Origin of the sequence: Colwellia sp. BRX8-7 (genome assembly GCF_014077275.1) — a bacterium.
Lineage (GTDB): Bacteria > Pseudomonadota > Gammaproteobacteria > Enterobacterales > Alteromonadaceae > Colwellia_A.
The window spans coordinates 83381-107607 of sequence record NZ_JACGVP010000014.1 but is presented as its reverse complement, the minus strand read 5'-3'; the positions used below and the strand labels follow the sequence as shown (position 1 = coordinate 107607).

At 38.3% G+C, this 24227-nt stretch carries 21 protein-coding genes; 11 read left to right on the top strand and 10 right to left on the bottom strand.

All coding sequences use genetic code 11. The features are described 5' to 3' along the window. Positions 1-7 precede the first annotated feature (7 nt). The 3 genes from H4J57_RS14465 (at position 8) to H4J57_RS14455 (ending at position 3283) form a co-directional block, all read left to right on the top strand. Entirely contained in the window at positions 8-580 is a 573-nt protein-coding gene (locus H4J57_RS14465; RefSeq protein WP_070376952.1) for a tRNA-(ms[2]io[6]A)-hydroxylase, read from the top strand. Positions 581-613: 33 nt separating this feature from the next. After that, complete coding sequence (locus H4J57_RS14460; protein WP_182243434.1) at positions 614-1888, top strand: hypothetical protein; 1275 nt, start codon at positions 614-616, stop codon at positions 1886-1888. Positions 1889-2071: 183 nt separating this feature from the next. Continuing rightward, entirely contained in the window at positions 2072-3283 is a 1212-nt protein-coding gene (locus tag H4J57_RS14455; RefSeq protein WP_182243432.1) for an EAL and HDOD domain-containing protein, read from the top strand. Between the two features lie 72 nt (positions 3284-3355). Here H4J57_RS14455 and H4J57_RS14450 read toward each other — a convergent pair whose 3' ends face one another. The 3 genes from H4J57_RS14450 to H4J57_RS14440 form a co-directional block, all read right to left on the bottom strand. Next, entirely contained in the window at positions 3356-4360 is a 1005-nt protein-coding gene (locus H4J57_RS14450; RefSeq protein WP_182243430.1) for an ATP-dependent 6-phosphofructokinase, read from the bottom strand. A 189-nt stretch (positions 4361-4549) separates the two neighbouring features. After that, on the bottom strand, positions 4550-6001 hold the full coding sequence (gene pyk / locus H4J57_RS14445; RefSeq protein WP_070373732.1) for a pyruvate kinase: 1452 nt from the start codon (positions 5999-6001) through the stop codon (positions 4550-4552). Positions 6002-6074: 73 nt separating this feature from the next. After that, positions 6075-6923: a MurR/RpiR family transcriptional regulator gene (locus H4J57_RS14440; RefSeq protein WP_070373731.1), complete on the bottom strand. Its 849-nt coding sequence runs from the start codon at positions 6921-6923 to the stop codon at positions 6075-6077. 372 nt (positions 6924-7295) lie between these two features. Between H4J57_RS14440 and zwf the strand changes: the two genes are divergently transcribed. The 5 genes from zwf to H4J57_RS14415 are packed head-to-tail and all read left to right on the top strand — an operon-like array spanning position 7296 to position 12987. Next, entirely contained in the window at positions 7296-8765 is a 1470-nt protein-coding gene (gene zwf, locus H4J57_RS14435; protein ID WP_182217616.1) for a glucose-6-phosphate dehydrogenase, read from the top strand. A 38-nt stretch (positions 8766-8803) separates the two neighbouring features. Continuing rightward, entirely contained in the window at positions 8804-9499 is a 696-nt protein-coding gene (pgl, locus tag H4J57_RS14430; protein ID WP_182243428.1) for a 6-phosphogluconolactonase, read from the top strand. A 15-nt stretch (positions 9500-9514) separates the two neighbouring features. After that, complete coding sequence (edd, locus tag H4J57_RS14425) at positions 9515-11353, top strand: phosphogluconate dehydratase (protein WP_070376951.1); 1839 nt, start codon at positions 9515-9517, stop codon at positions 11351-11353. Then, on the top strand, positions 11350-12336 hold the full coding sequence (locus H4J57_RS14420) for a glucokinase (RefSeq protein ID WP_182243426.1): 987 nt from the start codon (positions 11350-11352) through the stop codon (positions 12334-12336). The genes edd and H4J57_RS14420 overlap by 4 nt, the downstream gene beginning before the upstream one ends. Before the next feature lie 3 nt (positions 12337-12339). Next, positions 12340-12987, top strand: coding sequence for a bifunctional 4-hydroxy-2-oxoglutarate aldolase/2-dehydro-3-deoxy-phosphogluconate aldolase (locus H4J57_RS14415; RefSeq protein WP_182217619.1), 648 nt, complete (start codon positions 12340-12342; stop codon positions 12985-12987). Positions 12988-13275: 288 nt separating this feature from the next. Here the strand turns inward: H4J57_RS14415 and gap are convergent, their stop codons facing one another. After that, positions 13276-14280 carry a type I glyceraldehyde-3-phosphate dehydrogenase gene (gene gap, locus H4J57_RS14410; RefSeq protein WP_070373727.1) on the bottom strand — a complete coding sequence of 335 codons (1005 nt, stop codon included), beginning with the start codon at positions 14278-14280 and terminating at the stop codon, positions 13276-13278. A gap of 200 nt (positions 14281-14480) precedes the next feature. On the opposite strand from gap, the gene gndA reads away from it, so the two are divergent. After that, the gene (gndA, locus tag H4J57_RS14405) at positions 14481-16019 is read left to right on the top strand and encodes an NADP-dependent phosphogluconate dehydrogenase (protein ID WP_182222007.1); all 1539 of its coding nucleotides are present in this window, start codon (positions 14481-14483) and stop codon (positions 16017-16019) included. A 14-nt stretch (positions 16020-16033) separates the two neighbouring features. After that, a complete protein-coding gene (msrB, locus tag H4J57_RS14400) occupies positions 16034-16408 on the top strand; it encodes a peptide-methionine (R)-S-oxide reductase MsrB (RefSeq protein ID WP_182243424.1) in 375 nt (124 codons plus the stop codon). 29 nt (positions 16409-16437) lie between these two features. On the opposite strand, the gene H4J57_RS14395 is transcribed toward msrB, so the two are convergent. Further along, a complete protein-coding gene (locus H4J57_RS14395; RefSeq protein ID WP_083277851.1) occupies positions 16438-17238 on the bottom strand; it encodes a DUF2989 domain-containing protein in 801 nt (266 codons plus the stop codon). A 154-nt stretch (positions 17239-17392) separates the two neighbouring features. On the opposite strand from H4J57_RS14395, the gene H4J57_RS14390 reads away from it, so the two are divergent. Further along, the gene (locus tag H4J57_RS14390; protein ID WP_182243422.1) at positions 17393-18841 is read left to right on the top strand and encodes a glyceraldehyde-3-phosphate dehydrogenase; all 1449 of its coding nucleotides are present in this window, start codon (positions 17393-17395) and stop codon (positions 18839-18841) included. Positions 18842-18948: 107 nt separating this feature from the next. On the opposite strand, the gene H4J57_RS14385 is transcribed toward H4J57_RS14390, so the two are convergent. The 5 genes from H4J57_RS14385 to hflD form a co-directional block, all read right to left on the bottom strand. After that, positions 18949-19992, bottom strand: coding sequence for an amino acid dehydrogenase (locus tag H4J57_RS14385; protein WP_182217626.1), 1044 nt, complete (start codon positions 19990-19992; stop codon positions 18949-18951). 228 nt (positions 19993-20220) lie between these two features. Next, a complete protein-coding gene (locus H4J57_RS14380; protein ID WP_070373722.1) occupies positions 20221-20685 on the bottom strand; it encodes a GNAT family N-acetyltransferase in 465 nt (154 codons plus the stop codon). A gap of 20 nt (positions 20686-20705) precedes the next feature. Further along, positions 20706-21875, bottom strand: a complete 1170-nt coding sequence (locus tag H4J57_RS14375; protein WP_182243421.1) for a cupin domain-containing protein — start codon at positions 21873-21875, stop codon at positions 20706-20708. Positions 21876-22148: 273 nt separating this feature from the next. Further along, positions 22149-23519, bottom strand: a complete 1371-nt coding sequence (gene purB / locus H4J57_RS14370; RefSeq protein WP_070373720.1) for an adenylosuccinate lyase — start codon at positions 23517-23519, stop codon at positions 22149-22151. A gap of 50 nt (positions 23520-23569) precedes the next feature. Further along, positions 23570-24193 carry a high frequency lysogenization protein HflD gene (hflD, locus tag H4J57_RS14365; protein ID WP_070373719.1) on the bottom strand — a complete coding sequence of 208 codons (624 nt, stop codon included), beginning with the start codon at positions 24191-24193 and terminating at the stop codon, positions 23570-23572. Positions 24194-24227 lie beyond the last annotated feature (34 nt).

The following is a 24227-nucleotide window of genomic DNA, read 5'->3' as shown; positions in this document are numbered from 1 at the left end:
TAGTTTTATGTTTGAACTTAAATACCATACGCCAAAAGAATGGGCGCAAGTTGCTCTTGCTGATTTCAATGCCTTTTTACTTGATCATGCAACGGCAGAAAAAAAAGCGTCAGGTATGGCGATGTCAATGATTTCTCATTATCCCGATAGAAAAAATATGGTTAAAGCTATGGCTGACTTAGCGATAGAAGAGCTCATTCATTTTAAACAAGTGTTAAAATTAATTAATGCGCGTGGCATTCAGCTCGGCGCTGACACCAAAGACCCTTATATTACCCAAATTCGTAAAGCCTTTCGTAATGGTGCAGAAGTGTTTTTTATGGACCGATTAATCGTTGCTGGTGTGATTGAGGCGCGAGGATACGAACGTTTTTCGCTTATTGCCCAAGCATTGCCTGAAGGGAAAGACAAAGTCTTATATGACGCGATTGCAAAGTCAGAAGAAAAGCATAAAAATTTGTTTATCGAACTTGCTTATGAATATTTTGATAAAGACGAAGTCAATATACGTTTAGAAGAAGTACTGACATTAGAAGCTGAGATTTGTGCAAAACTTCCCTTTAGAGCGGCTCTGCATTAATTATTTAACGATAAATGGTTAACGGGTAAGCTGATGTCAAAAGTGTTTAACCAATATTTTAGTCGCTATGCTGAAAGTGAAGTTGCGGTACTAACTCAATATGAATCAGGGTTACCTGATGAGTTTACTGTTGACCATGTTGTGGTTATTCCTGCTTATCAAGAAAAAATCGCTTTTATTGAGCGCTTTTTAGCTTCACCACTTTCAAAATCTCCAGTACTTATGGTGCTGGTCATTAACGAACCTATTACCGAATCGATCGCCGAGTCTGTTACTGAATCTTTACGCGAAGATAATTCAGTGGCTAATTATAACGAGATAAATCAACAAAAAGCACTTTATCAATATGCACTTTCTTGTGGTGATAACTGCTGGCAATACGATAACCTAACCCTAATTAAGGTAGCACAAAGTCAAACATGGCTGCTAGTGGTTGACCGTTTTACCCGTGCTATCGATAAAGAGCAAGGCGTAGGGCTGGCACGTAAAATAGGCACTGATCTCAGTGCTTATTTAATTTCAGTAAACCGGATCAGACAAACGTGGATCTGTTCTAGTGATGCCGATGCTTACTTACCCGATGATTATTTTAACGCTTTACATACACGTGATAAAAATACCGTAGTTTGCTGTTTTAACTTTAAGCATAGCAGTGAAGATAAAAGTATTCATCAGGCTAATTTTCTTTATGAAAGCGCTTTACGCTATTATGTTGCGGGCTTACATTATGCCGATTCACCTTATGCCTTTTTTACTATTGGGAGTATTTTAGCGTTTAAAGCGGAAGTATATGTTCAGGCTCGTGGTTTTCCAAAGCGCAGTGCAGGAGAAGATTTTTATTTAATAAATAAATTAGCTAAGTTAGGTGCTGTTGAATTTATTGAAGAGGTAACAGTAAACCTTGATGCCAGAACGTCTCAACGTGTGCCGTTTGGTACTGGACCTGCAGTGCAAAAAATTCTTGATTTACAAGCAAGTCACCTCGATTATTGTTATTACCATCCTCAAGTATTTACATTGCTAAAAGCTGTATTGTCTGCTTTTGCAAATTTATGGCACTATCGCGGCGATTTAATCGCATGGTTAGAACCGTTATCTGAGCCGATAGTTACCGCATTAAATCAAATAGGTTTTGAAGCTTTTGTTGAAAAACAAATAAATAATAGTGAAAAGCAGTTTAATAAACAGCTAGTCGTTTGGTTTGATGCTTTTAAGACCCTGAAATTTATTCATAATATTCGTGAAAATCACTATCAAGATATCCCTTTAGCGCAGGCTTTATTAACCGCGCCATTTAGGCTTAAATAAAGAGCTGAAATTAATCAACCGTATATAGGTTACCCATTTCATTCGCTTATTTGAGTAGCGTATAAATGCTTCTAATAATAATGACAATAAAATAACGGCTTAGCGGCTTAATTACTTTTCAATTCAAAGAAAAATAGGGTATGTTTAAGTTAATAATAATTAATAAAATTTTAGCTCTGATATATGTATAACACTTATATAGCAAGACAAGCGATACTTGATAGAAACCATGTCACGATTGGTTATGAGCTGCTCTTTAGAGATAGCGCAGATAACAAATTTCCTGACATTGATTCAGATGTTGCTAGCTCAAAATTAATTATTCAAAATCACCTACAAGGTGACATTCGCTCTATCAGTATGGGAAAACTTGCTTTTATTAATTTTACTGAAAAATGTCTGATTAATAAATATCCGCTGATGTTTGATAAAAAATCTATTGTTATCGAACTTGTTGGCCATAAAGTACCAACGGAACGCTTGTTTAAAATTGTTAAGTTTTATTTTGATAAAGGTTATAAAGTTGCGTTAACTGAATATGATCTTGATGCAAAGTGGGATGTTTTATTTCCATATATATCAATTATTAAAATTGATACCGATAAAGTTAATCCGAAACGTCTGCATAAAGTTATCGAGCGTTTAAAAGATCACAACATTAAACTTGCCGCAGAAAAAGTTGAAACTAACTTTCAATTACAAGCTTTAGCAGAAGTAGGATTTGATTACTATCAAGGGTACTTTTATCACGAACCTGAGATAGTCGAGGGGCAAACACTTGCGCCAATCAAAACACAAATGCTGCATTTGATCAGTGAAACATTTCATTCACCATTAGATTTTGACAACATTGCCACGATTATCAGTCATGATGTTAACTTAACTGTTGGCTTGTTAAAAATGGTTAATAACGTAGCAACATCAACTCGTATTGAAATTACTTCATTAAAACAAGCCGCGGCCTATTTAGGTGAAGATAAACTTAAACAGTTTGTGACTATCCTCGCTTTATCTAAATTGACCACCGACAAGACCGATGAAATCTCTAAGCAGGCGCTCATTACTGCAAAATTAATGACGGCATTAGCCAAAGAAGGTGCCTTTAAAGAGATCAGTGATTTTGCTTTTATTACCGGCTTATTAAGTGCTATTGAAATTATTTTGCGTATGCCGATTAACGAAATCGTTAAAACAATGCCACTCGCCATTCCAATTGAAAACGCGCTAGTTGACCACTCAGGTTTACTCGGCGAATTACTTGATTTTACGGTTAAGTACATCAGGGGTAATGGTGAGAATATAAAGCAATTAATTGAAATGTATTCACTTGACGAAACGTATATTCAGCAAGAGTTTGTTGCCGCTTGTCAATGGTGTAAAGAACTCGGTATTTAAGTTATTTCAGCTCAGCGATTTGATAGATACCTTAAAAGCTTATGCCTGTTGCTTAAGCTTTTTTTTAGGCAGTTACTGCGCTGTTAAGGCGAGAATATTTTCTTGGGCTGAAACTAAGCTTTCACTGACTTTTTCTTTATGTTGAACGGCAACATCCAGAGGAACTGTGAGTAATTGATTATTACGTTCGCCAATCATAACGTTACTCTTTCCTGCTATTAGCGCTTGTACTGCAGCAACCCCCATTTTTGTTGCTAAAATTCGGTCTTTAGCTACCGGTGAACCACCTCGTTGAATATAGCCAAGTATACATGCAGTACAGTCAATGTTTGCGGTCTGTTTTAATTGCTTAGCGAGCTGCACAGCGCCACCGGGCCATAAGTTCTCAGCAATAACTATAATATAACTGGCATGCCTATTGTGCTGTGCTTGTTTGATTTCTTTAGCTAAATGACTGAGTTTTTCTTGCTCGTCGGCTTGAGAAAAATTCTCAAAAGATAATATTTGCTCAGCTGCACTGGCGATACCGACATTAAAAGTGATGTGTCCACTTCGCCTGCCCATGACTTCAACAATAAAAATGCGCTCAAAAGCTTCTGCCGTGTCACGTATTTTATCTATCGCTTCAATACCTGTATTGACTGCAGTAGAAAAGCCTATGGTGAAATCTGTACCATCAATATCATTATCTATGGTCCCTGGAATACCTATAATAGCTCCTGACCAATATTTACTTAACGCCAGTAAGCCGTTAAAAGAGCCATCGCCGCCAATAACGATTAAGGCGTCTATTTGTTCTTTTCTAAGGGTTGCCGCGGCTGATTTTAAACCTTGCTCAGTGAGCATGGCAGGGCAGCGAGCACTTTTTAAAATAGTTCCTCCTCGGTGGATAATGCCATTAACACTTGCAGGTGTTAGCAATGTCGAACTCGTTTCAATTAAACCGTTATAACCAGAAAAAAAACCAATCGTGGGCAATGCATAGTGATGCGCAGCAAGTACGACCGCACGTATCGCCGCATTCATGCCGGGAGCATCGCCACCACTGGTTAATACCGCAATATTTTTTATCGTCATAATAGTTTTTAACCTTATCTAGTAAAATCTATTCTAAGGAAGTTTTTTGCATCCGTCATTATTTACCTTGATTATCTTTTGCACATAAAAAAAGGTAGCTATTGAGCTACCTTTTTGGATCTAAACTTTTTTGCTTGCCAGCTTAAGGTAACTGCTTGAAGCTTTACCTTAATGGGTCATAGCAATTGATTAGCTGAGATGTTTTTTTGTTACTGTTAACACTTTCATCGTATTCGTTGCGCCAACCGTTTCCATCATATCACCGTGGGTGAATATCACTATGTCGTCAACTTTTAAGTCTGCTTTAGTTAAGACTTTATTGAGTACCGCATTAGATAATTCTTCATCAGGAAAATGTGTAGAGTCAAATTCAACAGGATAAACACCACGATAAATAGCAGTTTTATTTAATGTTTTCTGATGACGAGATAAAGAATAAATAGGCAAACCTGAAGTAATACGCGACATGATTTTGCTGGTATGTCCAGATTCAGTCAATGATATAATAGCTTTAACACCCACTAGGTGATTAGCTGCATACATGGCTGACATTGCGATTGTTTCTGAAATCTCAGAAAAAGTGAGTTCATTACGGTGGTTTGAAATGTTTACTGAACGATGCTCTTCAGCGCCAATACATACTGATGCCATCGCTTTTACTGTTTCTACCGGGTATTTACCTGCAGCAGTTTCAGCACTGAGCATGACTGCATCAGTACCATCAAGCACGGCATTTGCAACATCCATAACTTCAGCACGGGTCGGCATAGGGTTTTCAATCATGGTCTCCATCATCTGTGTTGCGGTAATAACAACACGGTTTAACTGACGACTACGAGCGATTATATGTTTTTGCTTACCTACTAATGCAGCATCGCCAATTTCAACACCTAAATCACCACGAGCAACCATGACAACGTCAGAGGCTAGAATAATTTCATCAAGCACTTTGTCATCATTTACTGCTTCTGCACGTTCAATTTTAGACACTAAGCGTGCATCACAACCAGCTTCTTGTGCTAATAAACGTGCTTCACGCATATCTGCAGCATCACGAGGAAAAGATACCGCTAAGAAGTCGACATTAATTTTTGCGGCTAATTTAATATCTTCTTTATCTTTAGCTGTTAATGCTGGTGCTGTTAAGCCACCGCCTTGACGATTAATACCTTTATTGTTTGATAAAGGTCCACCCACCGTTACTTCGGTGAAAACTGATTGCCCTTGTGTACTTAAAACTTTTAATTGCACACGACCATCGTCAAGTAAAAGAATATCGCCAGGGACGACATCTTGTGGTAATTTTTTGTAATCGATACCCACTTTCTCTTGGCAGCCTTCACCTTTTGGCAATTCTGCGTCAAGTTCGAATTTATCACCAATGGCTAATTTAATTGGACCATTTTTAAAAGTTGATACGCGTATTTTAGGGCCTTGTAAATCACCTAAGATACCAACATATATACCCAATTCTTTAGCTATTTCGCGAACATTGTTGGCACGGTCAATATGATCTTGTGGAATACCATGAGAGAAGTTTAAACGAACCACATTTACACCAGCGGCTAATACTTCTTTTAATACGGCTCTGTCGTCAGTGGCTGGCCCTAAGGTCGCTACAATTTTAGTTCTTCTAGGCATCTTAATCCTTATTATAATATTGTTTGATTTTGACGATAAACAAATCAGTGTTAGTCGCCATCGATAATGCTGTTTAGTCTTTGCGCTCGAAACGAGAGCTACGTAAACTGTCTTTAACTTTCTTTAAGTTTTCTCTAAATTTTGTACCACGTCTCAGGGTAAAGCCTGTTGCTAATACATCAATCAGTGCAAGTTGAGCGATACGTGATGACATAGGCATATATAAATCGGTGTCTTCAGCAACATCAACAGATAAAACGATATTACATTCTTTTGCCAGAGGACTACCCGCCGTTGTTATTCCGATAACAATGGCATCATTTTCTTTTGCTAAACTGGCGACTTCAACCAATGACTTGGTTCGCCCCGTATGAGAAATTACAACAACAACATCACCTTGGCGACTATTTATAGCACTCATACGTTGCATTAATATGTCATCGAAATAAACTACTGGCACATTAAAGCGAAAGAATTTATTTAAAGCATCATGAGCAACAACTGCGGAAGCGCCCAAGCCAAAAAATGATATTTTGTTCGCTTGTGTTAACACATCAACAGATCGGTTGATCACATTTGCATCTAAACTTTTACGGGCTAATTCAAGATTAGCCATGGTTGATTCAAAAATTTTATCTGTATATTCATCAGCCGTATCGTTTTCATCAACATGCCTATTAACATAAGGGGTACCGTTGGCTAAACTTTGGGCTAAATGAAGTTTAAAATCGGGATAACCTTTAGTATCTAAACGACGACAAAACCTATTAACAGTAGGCTCACTGATATTTGCTTGTTTAGCTAAGGCAGCGATACTGGCATGAATAACGGTACCCGGAGAAGACAATATTACCTCTGCCACCTTACGTTCAGATTTACTGAAAGTATCTAATTCGTCGGCGATCTTTTCTAATATATTCATGTCGGTCAATCCTACTTTTTACAATAATTGTAATTAATTTTCTGTCTAAATGACGAGAATAATGAAAATTTATTTCATAATTACAGCTAATATAAAACATATTGGCAATTTTTAGCAAACCTTTAATTAATGTTTCATACGAATAACCACTAACCAACAATGAACTTTGAGTAAAATTGCCGCGTAAAGCTTTTATTTATTCATAATACCTAAAATGTAATTTAATTACAAAAAGTTCTTTACTGATGCCAATATACCCGTTAAATTATGGATAAATGTAGTTTAGTTACAATATGTGCTAGGTTTATTGATGAGGTAATTTTAGTTATTATCAGTGTTCAATAAAGAAAGCCAAAAAAAGAGATATTGTTTATGAAAAGTTCTGATCTTCAGTCTGCCAGTGAAATTGTTATTTTTGGTGCACTTGGTGACTTGTCTCGTCGCAAATTATTACCCGCTTTATATCAATTAGACCAAGCCGGCTTATTAAATGTAGAAAGTCGAATTTTAGGTGTCGCCAGACAAGACCATTCGGTAGAAGAATTTACGGCTTTTGTTATTGAGAATCTTACTGAGTTTGTCAAAGAAGGCTTAAACGAAGAAGTACTTGCTCGTTTTATTAGCCGTATGGTTTATCAACAGTTAGATTTTAAAGACACTGTCTCTTATAGTAACTTAGCTGCAACGTTAAAAGGTGGCCATGATACACGTGTTTATTATTTTTCAACGCCTCCTGCTATTTATGGTGATATTACCGACGGTTTAAAGTCAGCTAAACTTATTACTGACGCTGACCGTGTTGTGATGGAAAAACCGATTGGCAACTGCCTTGCATCATCAAAAGTTATTAACGATCAAGTTTCTCGTTATTTCAATGAAAACCAAATTTATCGTATCGATCACTATTTAGGAAAAGAAACCGTACTGAATCTATTAGTACTGCGTTTTGCCAATTCACTTTTTACCAATAACTGGGACCGTAATAGTATTGACCATGTACAGATAACGGTTGCTGAAAGTGTAGGAATTGAAGGGAGATGGGGTTTTTATGACGACGCAGGGCAAATGCGCGACATGATACAAAACCATTTATTACAAATTTTATCACTCTTAGCGATGGAGCCTCCTGCTGATTTAAGTGCAGAAAGTATTCGTGTTGAAAAGTTAAAGGCAGTTAAAGCTCTCGCGCCCATTAATCGCTTGAATGTGAAAGAAAAAACAGTTCGCGGTCAGTACGCCGATGGTTACTTAAACGGTTTACCAGTGCCGGGTTACTTAAATGAAGAAGATGCCAATCAAAAAAGTGATACTGAAACTTTTGTTGCTATAAAAGCGGAAATTGATAATTGGCGTTGGGCTGGCGTGCCTTTTTACCTTCGTACGGGTAAAAGAATGCCTGCTAAGCACAGTGAGATAGTGGTGCAATTTAAACCTCAAGCGCATAATATCTTTAAAGATAGCCATGCTGATCTACCGGCAAATAAATTAACGATTCGTTTACAGCCTGACGAAGGCGTTGAATTACAGATGATGAATAAAATTCCAGGTATTGCTTCACAAATGCATATCCAAGAAAATAAGCTAGATTTGAGTTTTTCAGAAACTTATGAAAATCAGCGTGTTGTCGATGCATACGAACGATTGATGCTAGAAGTTATCAACGGTAATCAATCGTTATTTGTTAGTCGTGATGAAGTCGAAGCGGCTTGGACTTGGGCTGATAGTATTATCGAAGCCTGGAAGACAAGTAATGAAGCACCTAAAGCTTATCCTGCTGGAACTTGGGGACCCGTTGCCTCTCTTTCTATGATCGCTCGTGATGATCGCCAGTGGGTTGAATAAATAAATTTTAGAGATAACGTGAATTTCAGGAAATAACTATGTACCAATTAAACGATTTCGCTCAGCGAACAGATTTAGATAATGCCTTAGCCAATAATGTCGCTGAACTTTTATCAAACGCTTTGAGTCAGAAAGGTAAAGCAAGCTTGGCTGTTTCTGGCGGGTCTACACCCAAAGGTTTTTTTACGGCTTTATCGACTAAAGATATTGATTGGCAAAACGTAACCGTCACGTTAGCGGACGAACGTTGGGTTGAGTTTGAATCTGAGGCAAGTAATACACGTTTGGTACATGAAAACCTGTTAAAAAATAAAGCAGCCGCTGCACAATTTTTTCACCTTAAAAAAGAGGGTGAATGTGATCAATCAACTCTAATGCAATTAAATACTGATGCTAAAAGCCAGTTATTGCCTTTAGATGTGCTTATTCTTGGCATGGGTGAAGACGGTCATACGGCTTCTTTATTCCCTTGTAGCGAGCAAATATCATCAGCACTTGCGCTTGATAATACAGATGCCCTAATGAAGGTTGTCCCCAAAACAGCTCCTAACGACCGTATAACTTTTACTTATGCTCATTTAGCGCAGAGTAAAAATATTATTTTGCATGTTTGTGGTGCCGGGAAAAAGGTCGTTTTAGAAAAAGCACTTTCAAGTAACAATCAAACAGAAATGCCAATAAGGGCATTTTTACAAAACCCAGATATCAATACACAAGTGTATTGGGCGGAGTAACATATGACTATTAAAATGAATGAAAAAATCGTCGCTATTACCAATGAAATTATTGAGCGTAGTAAAGGCAGTAGAGCTAAATATTTAGCTAAGATAGAAGCTGAAAGCTCGCAAACAGTACATCGTGCCGGTTTGTCGTGTGGTAACTTAGCTCATGGTTTTGCTGCTTGTGGTAAAGAAGACAAGGCTTCATTACGTGGCATACATCACTCAGACATCGCTATTGTTTCAGCTTATAATGATATGTTATCTGCTCATCAGCCCTATGAAACTTATCCTGCAATTATTAAAGCAGCAGTGAGAGATGCGGGTGGTGTTGCACAATTTGCAGCCGGTGTACCTGCTATGTGTGACGGTGTTACTCAAGGCCAACCGGGTATGGATTTAAGCCTAATGAGCCGAGATGTTATTGCAATGTCTGCAGCGGTTGGCTTATCGCATAATATGTTTGATGGCGCATTAATGATGGGCATCTGTGATAAAATCGTACCGGGCTTGTTGATTGCCAGTATGACTTTTGGACATTTACCCACGGTATTTATTCCTGCGGGCCCTATGCCTTCAGGTTTACCAAACAAAGAAAAAGCACGTGTTCGCCAGCAATATGCTAAAGGTGAAGCTAACGAAGAAGAGCTTCTTGAAGCTGAATCTGCCTCTTATCACTCTGCGGGTACTTGTACTTTCTTTGGCACAGCCAACTCAAATCAATTGGTTGTTGAGGTCATGGGACTTCATTTACCTGGCGCTTCATTTATCGCACCGAATACGCAGCTTCGTGAAGAATTAACAAAAGCAGCGGCACGTCAAGCAACTCGTTTAACGCAACAGTCGGGCAACTATATGCCGATTGGCAGAATGGTTGATGAGCGTTCAATTGTTAATGCAATTGTTGCCTTACTTGCTACGGGCGGTTCAACGAACTTAACCATGCATATTATTGCGTTTGCTAAAGCAGCGGGTATTATCATTAACTTCCAAGACTTTAATGATTTGTCTGAAGCGGTGCCACTATTAACACGTATCTACCCGAACGGCGAAGCAGATATAAATCAATTTCAAGAAGCCGGTGGTATGGCACTACTCTTTAGAGAATTGATTGAAGGCGGTTTAGTTTTTGAAGATGTTGAAACTATCTGTGGCCGCGGTTTAACGCGCTACACTAAAAAACCTGTACTCGAAAGCGGTGAACTTAAGTGGGTTGACTGTGTTGAAAAATCTCTCGACGATAGTATTATTGCAACCGTTGCAAGCCCGTTCAAAGCTACTGGCGGTTTACGCGTTCTTAAGGGTAACCTAGGTGTCTCTGTCATTAAAACATCTTCATTGCGTGAAGGTAGTTTTGTTATTAAAGCACCTGCCGTCGTTTTTGAAGATCAACATGAATTACAAGCGGCATTTGATGCGGGTGAATTAGAAAAAGATTTTGTTGCTGTTGTTAGATTTCAGGGACCTAAAGCGCGCGGTATGCCTGAATTACATAAACTAACACCACCACTTGGCGTTCTTCAAGACAAAGGTTTTAAGGTCGCTATGGTAACTGATGGCCGTATGTCTGGCGCCTCAGGTAAAGTACCTGCTGCTATTCATTTATGCCCAGAAGCCCTAGATGGCGGTTTGATCGCGAAAGTGAAAACCGGTGATATGATTTTAGTTGACGGCGAAACTGGAGAATTAACCTTATTGGTTGACGAAGCAGAGCTTGCCCAACGTGACAACGCTATTTTTCAAGTCAATGGTCATCATCAAGGCATGGGCCGAGAGCTTTTTGGTTTTATGCGTCGTAATTTAAGTACCGCTGAAACCGGTGCTTGTTCATTATTTGATGAAACTGATATTGATGGTAAAGCTTCGTGAGTGAGTCAATACTTAACCTAGTCGCTGACATTGGCGGTACTAATATCAGGTTTGGCCTCGTTAATGACGATGGTCAAACCTCAGATATTAAAACTTATCAGTGCGACCAATATGATAGCTTAGCCGATGTTATTAGCGTTTATTTAGCGTTACATAACGCTGCAGGTAAAACAATCAATGCGTGTTTAGCCATTGCTTGTCCGGTTGAAACAGATCAAATTACCATGACTAACTTGCCATGGACATTTTCTCAATCATCCTTGAAAAAAGCATTGAATATTAGTCAGTTATTTTTAATAAATGACTATACCGCAATAGCCCATGCAGTACCTTTGCTAACACAAGCACAGAAAGTGCAAATTGGTGAAGGGGTCGCAATTGCTGACAAGCCTATTTCTATTTGTGGTCCTGGTACCGGACTAGGTGTTGCTAATTTAGTACCGACTACCGACGGTTGGTGTTGCTTAGGGGGAGAAGGAGGGCATGTCGACTTTGCTCCTGTCGATGCTGATGAAATTAAAATATTAAGTTATTTACTTGAAACTAAACAACATAGAATATCCTATGAGCAATTACTTTGTGGCAGAGGCTTAGAGCAAATTTATCAAGCCTTTTTGTCAATTGATAACTTACCCAAGAGTAATTTATCAGCTGAACAAATCTCCGCTAAAGCGATAGATGGCTCATGTCCAATATGTGAAAAAGCCTTACATCAATTTTGTAATACTTTAGGCAGCTTTGCCGGTAACTTAGCCTTAACGTTAGGTTGTTTTGGTGGTGTATATATTGCCGGTGGCATTGTGCCTCGTTTTATAGATTTCATCAAAAACAGCAATTTTAGGCAGCGTTTTGATACAAAAGGCCGACTATCTAGTTTTATTAATAATATTCCGACGTATGTGATCACCGAAAATCAACCCGGTTTGATAGGGGCGTCTGCCTATATTCGTCAACAATTATCTTCAATGAAAGGACACATCTAAATCATGACCATAACAAATAATTGGCAGTTATCGCCAAAAGAAATTTTCGCTATGGGGCCTATTGTGCCTGTTCTTGTTATTAAAGATGTTGAAGATGCCTTACCTATTGCTAAAGCCTTACTCGCTGCAGGCATAAAAGTATTAGAAGTAACTTTGCGCACACCAGCGGCACTTGATGTGATTAAAATTATCGCGCAAGAGTTACCTGAAGCTTGTGTTGGCGCAGGTACAGTAACAAATCGTGAAATGCTACAACGCTGTCAAGAAGCAGGGGCTAAGTTTGCAATAAGTCCTGGCTTAACAAAAGATTTATTAAAAGCGGGTAATGAAGGTAATATTGCTCTTATACCAGGAATTTCATCAATTTCAGAAATGATGGACGGAATTGACTTTGGCTATGATCATTTGAAGTTTTTCCCCGCAGAAGCTTCTGGTGGTGTCAAAGCGATCCAATCTATGGGCGGACCATTCCCTGACATTCGCTTTTGTCCAACAGGTGGTATCAATTTAAGTAATGTTAAGGACTACTTAGCCTTATCAAACGTTGCTTGTTGTGGTGGCTCTTGGTTGGTTACCGACGAAATAATTAAAAATAAAGATTGGGCTAAAATTACTGAATTAGCTAAACAAGCACTTGCTCATGTAAAATAGCGCGTAAAGTGAATACCAAAAAGGCTGAAGCGCTATCGATAGTGCTCCAGCCTTTTTTATATATAAGACTTCTTGTCCGCCTGACATCAATCCTCATATATCCTTTTATAAGCAAGTAAAGGCAGTCGATAGCTAAATAACATCTTTATAGGGGGGCTTACAAGTGAGAGCCGTAAATCGACTAGTTAAGGTTGTTCAAGTAAGGGGCTTTGACTAACATTTATCTCAATAAAAAAGCCAAATAAAGATATTTGGCTTTTTTTGATATAACTTTTATTCTAAAGATGATTAATTTTTATAAGCGCTGACGTAAGCCACTAAATCAAGTACCTTGTTTGAATAACCAATTTCATTGTCGTACCAAGAAACAATTTTTACAAACTTATCGGTTAGTGCTATACCCGCACCCGCATCAAAGACTGACGTACACGTTTCGCCAATGAAATCATTAGAAACTACTTGATCTTCGGTATAGCCTAATATGCCTTGCAAATCACCATGAGCTGCTGATTTCATCGCATCGCAAATTTCTTGATAGGTTGCGCTACTTTTTAAATTAACAGTCAGATCTACAACAGATACATTTGGTGTTGGTACACGAAAGGCCATACCAGTGAGTTTGCCATTTAATTCAGGGATAACTTTACCAACCGCTTTTGCAGCACCCGTAGATGAAGGGATTATATTTTGTCCTGCACCACGGCCACCACGCCAATCTTTAGCTGAAGGGCTATCAACAGTTTTTTGTGTTGCTGTAGTTGCATGAACCGTCGTCATTAAACCACTTTCAATTCCCCAATTATCATTAAGAACCTTAGCAATAGGTGCTAGGCAATTAGTAGTACATGAGGCGTTTGATACAATATCTTCGCCTTTATACTCATTGAGGTTTACACCACAGACAAACATTGGGGTGTCATCTTTTGAAGGGGCAGAAAGTACAACTTTTTTAGCTCCGGCGATCAAATGCTTTCGTGCTGTCTCATCAGTTAGAAATAAACCGGTTGATTCAACAACAACATCAACATCTATTTCATCCCATTTAAGTTCTTCGGGGTTACGGATAGCGCTAACGCGAATAACTTTATCATTAACAATCAACTGACCATCTTTAACTTCTACCGTACCGTTAAAACGACCATGCGTTGAGTCATACTTAAGCATGTAAGCCATGTAGTCAATGTCGATTAAATCATTAATACCGACAATTTCAATGTCGCTTCTCTGCGCAGCAGCTCTAAATACAAAACGACCGATACGGCCAAAACCATTGATGCCAACTTTAATAGTCATGTTAAAATTCCAAATGAAAATAATGTAGTAAAATTACATCATTTTGAGATTTATACAAGCGATACTTGTCGTATTTGGCCTTTAATTGATAAAAAAGACGTTTTATTACGAATTGGGTCGACTTTAATTGCTAGTGGCTTAGTTTTGTTCATGGTAGAATAAATGCCATTGTATTTCTCAGTATTTATGGACTTTCTACTATGACACAAGACAATAGTTTGTGTGACATCGGCTTTATTGGCCTTGGTGTAATGGGTAAAAATTTGGTGCTAAACTTAGCCGACAACGGTTACAGTATTGCTGCTTTTGATTTAGATAATGAAAAAGTGCTTGGCGTTATTGCCCAAGACAAATTGGAAAATGGTGAAAATAAGCAACGTGTTCACGGTTGCTCATCATATACAGAATTATTATCGCGATTAAAAACTCCCCATCTTATTGTACTTTCTGTACCTGCTGGTGCTCCTGTTGATCAAGTCTCTGAGAGTTTGATTGGCGCTGGTATTCAACCCGACGATATTATTATTGATACGGGTAATAGTCTGTGGGTTGATACCGTTGCTCGGGAGAAAAAGTATAAGAGTAATTTTATTTTATTTTCTTCCGCTGTCTCTGGCGGAGAAGTCGGCGCTAGATTTGGTCCTGCTTTAATGCCCAGTGGCTCTCCTTATGCATGGACTCGCATCAAACCTATCTGGGAAGCAATATCAGCTAAGGTTGACGCCGAAACAGGCAAACCTTTAGAGCGGACTAAGCCAGGAGAAACCATTAAAAAAGGCGAACCTTGTGCCGCCTATATTGGCCCAGCCGGTGCGGGTCATTATGTAAAAATGGTTCACAATGGTATTGAATATGCGGATATGCAGATTATCTGTGAGGCCTATCATACTTTACGTGCGGGTTTAAATTTATCAACAGATGAGATTGCTGATATTTTTGAACAATGGAACCAAGGTCCTCTAGACAGTTATTTAATGGAAATATCTGTCGAGGTACTTCGCCATAAGGTGACCGAAGATAACATCCCGCTAGTGGATTTGATTCTCGATAAAGCGGGGCAGAAAGGTACAGGTTTGTGGACTGCGATGAGCAGTTTAGAATTAGGTACACCCGCTCCCACTATTGCCCAAGCGGTATACGCACGTTCCATTTCTTCATTTAAAGATTTAAGAGTGCAGAGTTCAAGTCTGCTTAACGGCCCTGAAGCTAAGACCTTAAATGCACAAGAAAAAACAGCGTTTATTGCTCGTTTACATGATGCGATTTACTGTGCGAAAATTTGTGCTTACGCCCAAGGTTTTCAATTAATGAAGCAAGCGGAGCAAGAGCATGATTGGGAGCTAGATTTTGCCAGTATTGCAAAAATATGGCGAGCGGGTTGTATTATTCGTGCAGCATTTTTACAATCTATTACCGATGCTTTTAAACGTAATGCGAAGTTAGAAAATTTAATGCTAGATGCATTCTTTGTGGAGCAATTAAATGCTCATCAATTAAATTGGCGTAAAACTGTTGCAGAAACCGCTTTAATGGGAATTTCAACCAGTGCAATAAGTTCATCGTTGACCTATTATGATGCGATGCGTACCGCGGTTCTTCCTGCAAATTTATTACAGGCACAAAGAGATTTTTTTGGTGCACATACTTTTGAACGGGTTGATCAAGCGCCAGGAAAGAAATTTCATGTTGAATGGTCACACCCTGAGCGCGAAATGATCGAATTTGGTCATTCAAAATAAAAAGGTGAAAATATATGTCTAAAGACCCTTATCAAGATAAGTTAACACCCGAGGCTTTTCGAGTATGTCGCTTGGCTGCCACAGAGCAACCGTTCAGTGGCGAGTATAACGATCATTGGCTAGCCGGTGTTTATCATTGTGCCTGTTGTGAAAAGGAGCTCTTTTCTTCAACAGATAAATTTCAATCGGGTTGCGGTTGGCCAAGCTTTTCTGCCGCTATTAGCCCAAATGTCGCCTACATTGAAGATGACAGCCTTGGAATGATGCGTACAGAAATCACTTGCAGTACGTGTGACTCTCATCTGGGTCATGTATTTGATGACGGCCCACAACCCACCGGTAAACGCTATTGTGTTAATTCATTAAGTTTACAGTTTAGCGCATTTTAAAAAGACAAGGTTTAATCTCTTGATTAAACCTAAACCTTTGGTGACTCAAAGGTTCCTGCTTCAATTTTATCTAAGGTTATATTGGCAATTTTATCTAATAATGTTTTATTTAATTTATAACCTACAACATAATTATTTAAAGACTTTTCAGTCACTTCTTTATTTTCTGGCGAATGTAAACGTAAAATTCTTAACCAAAGATAAGCTTTTTTAACATCTTGCTTTTCTATAAATATCGTTGCTATTGACTGAAAGATTTCTGCATTTATTTTCTGATCTGGCTGGTATAATTGCAAAGCTCGATAAAGTAACGTTAAGGTCTTTTTAGGATCTGTTTTTGTATAATGCGTCGCTAAGTTATATTGCGACCTTGAATTTTCAAGGGCTTTTGTCCCTTCTTGTGCTAAAAATTTATTTAAAGATTCTTCGTTGATATATCTCGACCAGTGATAGTAGAGCAGGTGAGGGTGATCTGAGGTTATTGTTTCTTTTGATATCTCTTTGATACGATTCTGTGCTTGAATTGCGTTATCAACTCTCATCGTTTGTTTATGTTTTAATTTAATATGCTCAATTTTTGAGGCATGAACCATACATTGTGCGTAATCTTCGTAAGCAATGAGTTGGTGATATTTATGTAGATCTGAACTAGCCAATTTTTCCTCTAAATTAGAAAAACCCACCATAATACGTTCTCGTTTACACCATGAGTCTTCTTGAAATTCATTACAGATTTCAGAATTACTTTCACAAAGTTCAGCAAAGTTTGGCTTGCTATCACAAGCGGTTAATAAAAAAATTAGTGAGAAGTAGGCTATTATTGTCTTCATTTTTGTCCCATATTTGAGCGTGATATTATCTGTAACTAGTGGCGAAAGTTTTCAGGTTCGATTACAATAGTGCCGCAATTAATTATTATTGTTATTAGTGCTAATATTAATAATAACTCATCGTTCAATTGACTGAAATAAAAAGGTTTACGCAATGACTTCTCATCTTGAGGAACAATACCAAGCTAGCTGGCAAGAACGCCAAACATTTGCTGAAAATATGCAACCTATTATAGGGCAACTTTTCAGAAACAAAGGTCTCGAAGTATCTATTTATGGTCGTCCATTAGTTAATGCTTCTGCAATTGATATCATTAAAGCACATAAATCTGTTGCGCTACATGAAGACAGTAAATTACGTTTACGTGAAAGCTTTCCTTTTATTGATGCATTAAGACACATGGATTTAGCACCAGCACGTATTGATGTCGGTAAATTGGCCTACCGTTATTTATTTCTTGGTAAAGCTAATGGTCTGTCAATTGAGCAGTTTTTAGAAAAAGAATTAGTATCAATTAATAAAAATACTGACCCAAAAAAGTCTAAAGATGTTGTTCTTTATGGTTTTGGTCGTATCGGTCGCTTATTAGCGCGTCTGTTAATTGAACGCGCAGGACCCTGCTCAACATTAAATCTACGTGCTATTGTTATTCGCCCAAGTGGTAAAGGTGATTTAGCAAAACGTGCCAGCCTATTACGTCGTGATTCAGTGCATGGTGCTTTTAACGGTAGTATTACTATCGATGAAGAAAATAGTGTCATTAAAGCTAATGGCGCATTTATTCAAGTTATTTACGCAAAAAATCCTAGCGAAATCGACTATACCCAATATGGTATTAATGACGCTTTAGTTGTTGATAACACCGGTGTATGGAGTGACGAAGAAGGTCTAGGGCAACATTTGCAATCAAAAGGTGTTGCTAAGGTATTGTTAACAGCACCCGCTAAAGGTGATATTAAAAATATCGTTTATGGCGTGAATCAAGATATGATTTTAGCGGATGACAAAATTGTTTCTGCAGCGAGTTGTACCACTAACGCTATTACACCAGTGTTAAAAGCCATTAACGATGAGTTCGGTATTAAGAATGGCCACGTTGAAACGGTTCATTCATATACGAACGATCAAAATTTAATTGATAACTACCATCCAGCTCCTCGCCGCGGTCGTAGTGCACCATTAAATATGGTTATTAGCACAACGGGTGCTGCTAAAGCGGTTGCTAAAGCATTACCTGAATTGAAAGGTTTGTTAACGGGTAACGCGATTCGTGTACCAACACCAAACGTTTCAATGGCTATCATGAATTTGAATTTGAAAAAATCAACGGATAAAGAAGCGTTAAACGATTACTTACGTAATATTTCGTTAAATTCTAAGTTACAAAATCAAGTAGATTATACGGCTTCAACTGAAATCGTCTCTACTGACTTGGTTGGCTCTCGATACGCTGGAGTTGTTGACTCTCAAGCAACGATTGTTGATGGCGATCGCGCTGTATTGTATGTATGGTATGACAATGAATTTGGTTACAGCTGCCAGGTAGTTAGAGTAATGCTAGAAATGTCAGGTATTCAGGTACCAACATTACCCGTTAATTAGTCTATAAGTTGATAACATTGTTGGTGTGAGTTGATGCCAACAATTTATAGCGAAAAAAAAGCCGCACTTTATTTATATAGTGCGGCTTTTTAGTTTACACGGGAAAATTATTTTCCAGCATTAGCTATTATAGCTCTCGCCATTTCATCAGCTACTTTACCTGTTGGTAAGTTTTTCTCGTTCGCTGTTACAAAAACATTCATTAATGTGTGATAAATATTTTCGACCAAACTTGTCGCCTTATCAGCACAATAAGGTTCAGGATAAATTTCAAGGGCAACATTTATAATTCCCCCAGCGTTAATGACGTAGTCAGGCGCATACAAAATACCCTTGTCTAAAAGGACTTGGTCATGGCGACTTTCTGCAAGTTGGTTATTAGCACAGCCGGCAATGATCACCGCTTTAAGTTCTGCAATGCTATCGTCATTAATCGACGCGCCTAACGCACAAGGTGAAAATACTTCAACATCTTGTTTGTAAATATCGTCTAAGCTAACAACTGTCGCATCTAACTCGGCAACGGCTTTATCTAAAATTTCTTGGTTAATATCAGTGACGATTAATTTCGCACCCGCAGCATGAAGTCGCTCACAAAGTGAATAACCAACACTACCAAGCCCTTGAACAGCCACTTTAATACCGGTTAAATCATCAGATCCTAATTTAAACTTAACCGCTGCTTTAATACCTAAAAATGTACCTAGCGCAGTGAAGGGGCCTGGATTACCACTTTTTCCTTCAAGACCCGAAACATAGTCGGTAACTTGATTAACAATAGCCATATCACCAGTAGTAATATTTACATCTTCAGCGGTGTAATAACGGCCACCTAGATTATTAACGGCTTTGCCATAAGCTTTGAATAAATCGTCTGACTTTAAGTGTCTAGGGTTACCAATAATAACCCCTTTACCACCGCCAAGTTTTAACCCAGCCATAGCATTTTTGTAGGTCATGCCTTTTGATAAACGTAAAACATCTTTTAATGCTGCTTCATCATTTACATAATCCCAAAAACGACAGCCACCTGCTGCCGGTCCAAGTGCAGTACTGTGTACTGCTATGATAGCTTTTAAGCCTGTTGCATCATCGCTGCAATAAACAACTTGTTCATGATTGTCGAAATCTACTAAATCAAAAATTGCCACTTCTAAATCTCCACGTAAAAAGTTTTGTTAATATTCTTTTTACTTCTGTAATAAGAGTTGTATTGTTTCGATGCGCACAATACCACTTAGCCTAATGTTGCGCTAGCCGTCAGATCAAAATATAACGGTCACTATGTTAGGGTAAATGTATAGAATAAAGCACAAAATTTAATAATAGTGGCAAAAGGATAAGAAGAGTGGCTTATTTGGAGAGTAGGAATTAATAAACTAGTGATTAAAAGCGAAGCGAGTAGATTTTTTTATATTCTCAACAGCACAGGTCATACGCTGTCTTGGCATACCTGCTTCCATAAATACTGCGCCAGCACTGATAAAGTTAAATTTTCTAAAATATTCAACATCATCAAGTGGGCTATAAATAAATACTTCATCAAGTTTGAGATCTTTAGCAATAGCCAGTAAACCTTTGACAACATCTCTGTCGATGTTTCTTTTTCTAAAAGACATCAATACAGCGATGCGAGAAATCTCCCCCGTAGATAATATACGGCCCGTTGCAACGGGCTCTTGAGTAATATCATCACAAACTAAGACATGAAATGCATAGTGATCTTTTCGGTCAAACTCTATTTTTCGTGGAATACGCCATTCACAAATAAAAACTTTTTCGCGGACATCTCTTAATAGTGATGCCGCTTGTTCCCAATTTACTCTACTGACACTGAACGACATTATAACTATTCCACGTGTTGTTATTCAATATACCAAAAGCCCATATTTAGAACATTAGTCAATAATTGTTCATTTTTCAAATTTGTTAGTAAACTTTTTACTGTTTGAGTGGTCAAAGTTTGCTGTTTTGTTAGGTATGTCGCTAATGTGATTGTTTCTTTATCAATTAAAAAGCTTTCACCATTAATATATAAAAAGCTTGTTTCGTTGGGCGCTTGTTCTTGATGTTGAAAAGGAACAATTAAGCTTTTTATCCCGGAAACAGGCACTAAGGTATTTTCTGCTTCAGCCAGAATATCGGAAAGTTGTTCGCTGTCGATAGGCGTGACCGGCATTAATATTTCTAAGGCATGGTGGTTCTGTGTAAGATATTTGCCGATAAAAGGAGTAAATAACTTATCGTCATCAAGTTGTGCTTTCATGAACGCCTTTAACTTTTCGATATCCATTTGTTCAAGTTGTTCGGGATGACTGGTTAGTGAACGTTCATTATCAGGAAAACGTGCTTCTCCAAGGTTTTCATCTATTAATTTATCAGCAAAACCAGACCATAATTCCTGATTATTCGGTGCCTGAAAACCAATAGAAAAATTCATCGAGTTCTCTAATGACACGCCATTGTGTGGATGATTTGGTGGAATATAAAGTAAATCACCTGCTTCGGTTATTTCGTCGATAACAGCAACAAAACTAGAGACTTGTTTTAAATCAGGGTGAGGTAATAGCTGTTTTAGTGAACTATCAGGCGCACCAACTTGCCAGCGACGCTTTCCTTCACCTTGCACAATAAAGACATCGTACTGGTCTAAATGAGCACCAACACCGCCATTGGGTGTTGAAAAGCTAACCATTACATCATCAATACGCCATTGTGGAATAAAATTAACAGCTGCTAGCAATGATTGGGTATCGCGAGACCAATTATTTACCGCCTGCACCAGTAGCGTCCAGTTCTGTTCGCCAAACTTATCGAATGAATCAAAAGGACCTTGCTCTACTTGCCAGTCACCATTATTACAGGCAATAATACGCGATTCAATTTCGCTTTCCATCGCGAGGCCAGCAAGTTCGTTGGCATCAATTGGGTCGGTGAAGTCTTTGAACGCACCTTTTATTAATAACGGTTTTTTTTGCCAATATTCTTTTAAAAACTGCTCAGGCGTTAATTCGCCCCAATGGATTTTTTGCATTACGTGTTACTCTCTATTTTACTACTGTTAATTGGCGTGCATAAATGCACTAATACCTCAATAAATCAGGGCGTTGCTAAAAAGCCAAGACATATAGGTTTCCGTTCATCTTGAACATATACGTTCATTGGCATCCATGCCATCACGTCATACTATTGCGTTCATCCTGAACATATACGTTCATTGGCATCCATGCCATCACGTTATACCGTTCATCCTGAACATAAAAAGGAACCGCGAGGTTCCTTTTTATTAGCATACGTTTAGATAAAACTAGTCTAATTCGTTAATAAACTCTACTGCGCGACCTATGTAACTCGCGGGTGTCATTTCACATAACTGTGCTTTAGCCGCATCAGGTAATTCAAGCGTCATAATGAAAGCGCGCATTGAGTCGCCATTAACGCGTTTACCGCGAGTTAGCTCTTTTAATTTTTCGTATGGCTTTTCGATACCATAACGACGCATTACTGTTTGTACGGGTTCAGCTAAAACTTCCCAGTTGCTGTCTAATTCAGCAGCTAGATTTGCTTCATTTACTTGTAACTTACTAATACCTTTTAATGTAGCGCCGTAAGCTATCATCGCATGAGCAAAACCAACACCTAAGTTACGTAAAACCGTTGAATCAGTTAAGTCACGTTGCCAGCGAGAAATAGGTAATTTTTGCGCCAAGTGGGTAAATAATGCATTAGCAATGCCTAAGTTACCTTCAGAATTTTCAAAGTCAATTGGGTTAACTTTATGTGGCATTGTTGACGAACCAATTTCACCGGCAATGGTTTTTTGCTTAAAGTGACCCATCGCGATGTAACCCCAAATATCACGATCAAAATCGATTAAGATGGTGTTAAAGCGGGCAATGGCATCAAATAATTCGGCAATGTAATCATGTGGTTCAATTTGAGTCGTAAAGGGATTAAACGATAAACCTAATGAAGTAACAAATTCATTAGCAAATTCATGCCAATTAACTTCAGGGTAAGCTGATAGGTGTGCATTGTAATTGCCAACAGCACCATTAATCTTACCTAATAATTCAACATCAGCAATTTGGGCACGTTGACGTTTAAGACGAATATAAACGTTGGCCATTTCTTTACCCAAAGTACTTGGAGAAGCAGGTTGACCGTGAGTACGACACATCATTGGAATGGTTTTGTATTCAATTGCTAGTGCTTTAATTGCCGCTAATATTTTATCCATTTCTGGTAATAAAACGTCGGTACGACAGTCATTTAACATTAAACCGTGCGAAAGGTTGTTAATATCTTCAGATGTACAAGCAAAATGAATAAACTCAGTGACTGCGTTTAATTCAGCATGATCAGCAATTTTTTCTTTTAAGAAATACTCAACCGCTTTTACATCATGATTAGTGGTCGCTTCAATGTCTTTAATACGCTGTGCGTCTACTTCACTGAAGTTATCGACAATCGCATTTAATGTTGCCGTAGCGTCATTACTAAAAGCCGGAACTTCTGCAATTTCTGTCGTTGCTGCAAGTTTTTGTAACCAACGAACTTCAACGGTAACACGGTATTTTATTAAACCAAATTCACTGAATATAGGGCGTAATGACTTAACTTTGCTGCCATAACGACCATCTACTGGAGATATTGCACTTAACGCTGAAAGTTCCATAGGGTTTTCCTAATATTTAAAGTAAGGTTAAAAACTAATTTTGAATTTGTTTAACAAGCTTTGAGCAGCTGCTCGGCACATTCAACCAATTTTGAACGTGAAAATAAAATACTTCGGCGTTGTCCACCGACCTGTCGCCATAAAACACTTGAGCGAATACCGGCTAATAACAAGGCACGTATCTTATGTTGATTGACTGATTGCTTTAATATAGCGGGTTCGCCTGCTACCTGGATAGGTGTTCCGAGCGGGCTGATCAAATCGCTATAAATTGACGCTAAGCTCGAAACGAGTGTTTCACTGGTAATGCCATAATGTACTAATTGACGTTGGCTTTGGCTAATTCGTTCACCGAGCGCATTCATTTTATCGCTATATTTACTTAAACGACGCTCTAAACCCAGTAAGCTCACCACATAACGGGTGATTTCAGGATCTTTGTTAGTTGATTTATTGCCTAAATGGTTAACTAGTGTTGTTAATCCTATTTTTAAATGACTCATTTCACCACCGTAAACTTCCATGGTGTTTTTAGGCGATGTGATCATGACACTATTAAGTAATAAAGCGAGTTCGTCTTCGTCTATTTGCCCACTACGAGATGTTTTTTGTACCCAATAAGCGACTTGACAAACCGCGGCAAGTGTTAGGGTTTGTTCATTTATACTGTTCATAACTATTAACTGCTCAACTAATTTTCGTTATAAC

What these genes read in the sequence shown, in the direction of transcription:
- H4J57_RS14375 (WP_182243421.1), bottom strand. Translation starts at nt 21,875, where the DNA reads ATGCAAAAAATCCATTGGGGCGAATTAACGCCTGAGCAGTTTTTAAAA.
- hflD (WP_070373719.1), bottom strand. Translation starts at nt 24,193, where the DNA reads ATGAACAGTATAAATGAACAAACCCTAACACTTGCCGCGGTTTGTCAA.
- purB (WP_070373720.1), bottom strand. Translation starts at nt 23,519, where the DNA reads ATGGAACTTTCAGCGTTAAGTGCAATATCTCCAGTAGATGGTCGTTAT.
- H4J57_RS14390 (WP_182243422.1), top strand. Translation starts at nt 17,393, where the DNA reads ATGACTTCTCATCTTGAGGAACAATACCAAGCTAGCTGGCAAGAACGC.
- msrB (WP_182243424.1), top strand. Translation starts at nt 16,034, where the DNA reads ATGTCTAAAGACCCTTATCAAGATAAGTTAACACCCGAGGCTTTTCGA.
- pgl (WP_182243428.1), top strand. Translation starts at nt 8,804, where the DNA reads ATGTACCAATTAAACGATTTCGCTCAGCGAACAGATTTAGATAATGCC.
- gndA (WP_182222007.1), top strand. Translation starts at nt 14,481, where the DNA reads ATGACACAAGACAATAGTTTGTGTGACATCGGCTTTATTGGCCTTGGT.
- pyk (WP_070373732.1), bottom strand. Translation starts at nt 6,001, where the DNA reads ATGCCTAGAAGAACTAAAATTGTAGCGACCTTAGGGCCAGCCACTGAC.
- zwf (WP_182217616.1), top strand. Translation starts at nt 7,296, where the DNA reads ATGAAAAGTTCTGATCTTCAGTCTGCCAGTGAAATTGTTATTTTTGGT.
- H4J57_RS14450 (WP_182243430.1), bottom strand. Translation starts at nt 4,360, where the DNA reads ATGACGATAAAAAATATTGCGGTATTAACCAGTGGTGGCGATGCTCCC.
- H4J57_RS14465 (WP_070376952.1), top strand. Translation starts at nt 8, where the DNA reads ATGTTTGAACTTAAATACCATACGCCAAAAGAATGGGCGCAAGTTGCT.
- H4J57_RS14415 (WP_182217619.1), top strand. Translation starts at nt 12,340, where the DNA reads ATGACCATAACAAATAATTGGCAGTTATCGCCAAAAGAAATTTTCGCT.
- H4J57_RS14440 (WP_070373731.1), bottom strand. Translation starts at nt 6,923, where the DNA reads ATGAATATATTAGAAAAGATCGCCGACGAATTAGATACTTTCAGTAAA.
- H4J57_RS14395 (WP_083277851.1), bottom strand. Translation starts at nt 17,238, where the DNA reads ATGAAGACAATAATAGCCTACTTCTCACTAATTTTTTTATTAACCGCT.
- H4J57_RS14460 (WP_182243434.1), top strand. Translation starts at nt 614, where the DNA reads ATGTCAAAAGTGTTTAACCAATATTTTAGTCGCTATGCTGAAAGTGAA.
- edd (WP_070376951.1), top strand. Translation starts at nt 9,515, where the DNA reads ATGAATGAAAAAATCGTCGCTATTACCAATGAAATTATTGAGCGTAGT.
- H4J57_RS14455 (WP_182243432.1), top strand. Translation starts at nt 2,072, where the DNA reads ATGTATAACACTTATATAGCAAGACAAGCGATACTTGATAGAAACCAT.
- gap (WP_070373727.1), bottom strand. Translation starts at nt 14,280, where the DNA reads ATGACTATTAAAGTTGGCATCAATGGTTTTGGCCGTATCGGTCGTTTT.
- H4J57_RS14380 (WP_070373722.1), bottom strand. Translation starts at nt 20,685, where the DNA reads ATGTCGTTCAGTGTCAGTAGAGTAAATTGGGAACAAGCGGCATCACTA.